This window comes from Flavobacterium nitrogenifigens, assembly GCF_003254565.1.
GTDB lineage: Bacteria > Bacteroidota > Bacteroidia > Flavobacteriales > Flavobacteriaceae > Flavobacterium > Flavobacterium nitrogenifigens.
Genome location: NZ_QJRI01000135.1, coordinates 1 through 3,190, shown reverse-complemented (window position 1 = coordinate 3,190; position 3,190 = coordinate 1). Strand labels below are relative to the sequence as shown.

Annotated in this window: 2 rRNA genes; both read right to left on the bottom strand. The window is 49.5% G+C overall.

Going from position 1 to position 3,190, the window contains the following annotated elements:
• Positions 1-4: 4 nt before the first annotated feature.
• Positions 5-114: ribosomal RNA gene (gene rrf, locus DM397_RS00635) — 5S ribosomal RNA — on the bottom strand.
• A 149-nt stretch (positions 115-263) separates the two neighbouring features.
• A 23S ribosomal RNA gene (locus DM397_RS00630) occupies positions 264-3,146 on the bottom strand.
• Positions 3,147-3,190: the final 44 nt, after the last annotated feature.

Genomic DNA, 3,190 nt, shown 5'->3' with positions numbered 1-3,190 from the left:
AAAAGAAAGGCGACGACATACTCTCCCACAATGATGCAGTACCATCTGCGCAGGCGGGCTTAACTTCTCTGTTCGGGATGGGAAGAGGTGAGCCCCGCCGCAATAACCACCTTAAGGCTATTCGCTGCAAGCAGCTTTTCAATTAATAATTGGCAATTGGCAATTAATAATTAAAACAATATTTTAACATACTGGGATAAAGAAACAAATAAGCTTTATTTAAGAAAGTTCCTTCCTCCCCGCAGGGCGGGGAGGAAAAGTCTGTGCATAAGCTTACGGATTATTAGTACTACTCGACTGTGACATTACTGCCTTTACATCTGTAGCCTATCAACGTGGTCATCTTCCACGATCCTTAAAAGAAATCTCATCTTGTGGTGGGTTTCGCGCTTATATGCTTTCAGCGCTTATCCCTTCCCAACGTAGCTACTCTGCGGTGCCCCTGGCGGGACAACAGATACACTAGAGGTTAGTCCAATTCGGTCCTCTCGTACTAGAATCAGATCCACTCAAATTTCTAACGCCCGCAGTAGATAGAGACCGAACTGTCTCACGACGTTCTGAACCCAGCTCGCGTGCCACTTTAATGGGCGAACAGCCCAACCCTTGGGACCTTCTCCAGCCCCAGGATGTGACGAGCCGACATCGAGGTGCCAAACCCCCCCGTCGATATGAGCTCTTGGGGGAGATCAGCCTGTTATCCCCGGCGTACCTTTTATCCTTTGAGCGATGGCCCTTCCATGCGGAACCACCGGATCACTATGCTCTACTTTCGTACCTGATCGACCTGTATGTCTCTCAGTCAAGCTCCCTTATGCCATTGCACTCTACGCACGGTTACCAAGCGTACTGAGGGAACCTTTAGAAGCCTCCGTTACTCTTTTGGAGGCGACCACCCCAGTCAAACTACCCACCAAGCACTGTCCCCCACATCGCGGGGTTAGGCCTCAGATAAACAAAGGGTTGTATTTCAACAATGACTCCACAACGCCTGGCGACGCCGCTTCATAGTCTCCAACCTATCCTACACATCATTTATCCAAGGTCAATACTAAGCTATAGTAAAGGTGCACAGGGTCTTTTCGTCCCACTGCGGGTAAACGGCATCTTCACCGTTACTACAATTTCACCGAGCTCATGGCTGAGACAGTGTCCAGATCGTTACACCATTCGTGCAGGTCGGAACTTACCCGACAAGGAATTTCGCTACCTTAGGACCGTTATAGTTACGGCCGCCGTTTACTGGGGCTTCAATTCAATGCTTCTCCGAAGATAACATCTCCTCTTAACCTTCCAGCACCGGGCAGGTGTCAGGCCCTATACTTCATCTTACGATTTTGCAGAGCCCTGTGTTTTTGATAAACAGTCGCCTGGACCTCTTCACTGCGGCCCCGATTGCTCGGGGCGACCTTTCTCCCGAAGTTACAGGTCTATTTTGCCTAATTCCTTAGCCATGAATCTCTCGAGCACCTTAGGATTCTCTCCTCAACTACCTGTGTCGGTTTACGGTACTGGTTCTTACTGCCTGAAGTTTAGAGGTTTTTCTTGGAAGCCCTTAGGCGCACTATCTCTTTGTCCGAAGACTCCGAGTACTATCGCATTTCACCAAACTCTCCGGATTTGCCTAGAGAGCCTATAGCTAGGTGCTTTAACGAACTATTCCGTCAGTTCGCGGCGCTTTCATCACTCCGTCACCCCATCACAGCAATAAGAAGTACGGGAATATTAACCCGTTGGCCATCGACTGTCCCTTTCGGGTTCGCCTTAGGTCCAGACTAACCCACAGCTGATTAGCATAGCTGTGGAAACCTTAGTTTTTCGGTGTGCGGGTTTCTCGCCCGCATTATCGTTACTTATGCCTACATTTTCTTTTCTGACCGGTCCAGCACCCCTTACGAGATACCTTCAGCCCTGTCAGAATGCTCCCCTACCACTTTGCATTGCTGCAAAATCCATAGCTTCGGTAATATGCTTATGCCCGATTATTATCCATGCTCGTCCGCTCGACTAGTGAGCTGTTACGCACTCTTTAAATGAATGGCTGCTTCCAAGCCAACATCCTAGCTGTCTGGGCAGACAAACCTCGTTCTTTCAACTTAGCATATATTTGGGGACCTTAGCTGATGGTCTGGGTTCTTTCCCTCTCGGACTTGGACCTTAGCACCCAAGCCCTCACTGCTGTAAAACATTATATAGCATTCGGAGTTTGTCGGGAATTGGTAGGCGGTGAAGCCCCCGCATCCAATCAGTAGCTCTACCTCTATATAACTATTATCAGCGCTGCACCTAAATGCATTTCGGGGAGTACGAGCTATTTCCGAGTTTGATTGGCCTTTCACCCCTACCCACAGGTCATCCGAAGACTTTTCAACGTCAACCGGTTCGGTCCTCCACTGTGTGTTACCACAGCTTCAACCTGCCCATGGGTAGATCACACGGTTTCGCGTCTAACACTACTGACTAAAGCGCCCTATTCAGACTCGCTTTCGCTGCGGATCCATGGCTTAACCACTTATCCTTGCCAGCAGCGTTAACTCGTAGGCTCATTATGCAAAAGGCACGCCGTCACCCCACGAAGGGGCTCCGACCGCTTGTAGGCGCATGGTTTCAGGATCTATTTCACTCCGTTATTCACGGTTCTTTTCACCTTTCCCTCACGGTACTGGTTCACTATCGGTCTCTCAGGAGTATTTAGCCTTAGCGGATGGTCCCGCCAAATTCAGACAGGGTTTCACGTGCCCCGCCCTACTCAGGATACCGCTATCTATTATGCTCGTTACCCATACGGGGCTGTCACCCTCTATGGCGCTCCTTTCCAGAAGCTTCCGGTTCCTTGCACATAAAATCTCGCGGTCCTACAACCCCAGCAATGCCGTAACAATGCTGGTTTGGGCTAATCCGCGTTCGCTCGCCACTACTTACGGAATCACTTTTGTTTTCTTCTCCTCCGCCTACTTAGATGTTTCAGTTCAGCGGGTTTGCCCACCTATCGGTGTGCTATGCCTTCAACATAGCGGGTTGCCCCATTCGGATATCTGCGGATCAATCGGTGTGTGCCCGTCCCCGCAGCTTTTCGCAGCTTATCACGTCCTTCATCGCCTCTGAGAGCCTAGGCATTCCCCATGCGCCCTTATTTTGCTTATTGCACCAAATCATAATTTAATATGATCCGTTTTGTTTTGTTTTCTAT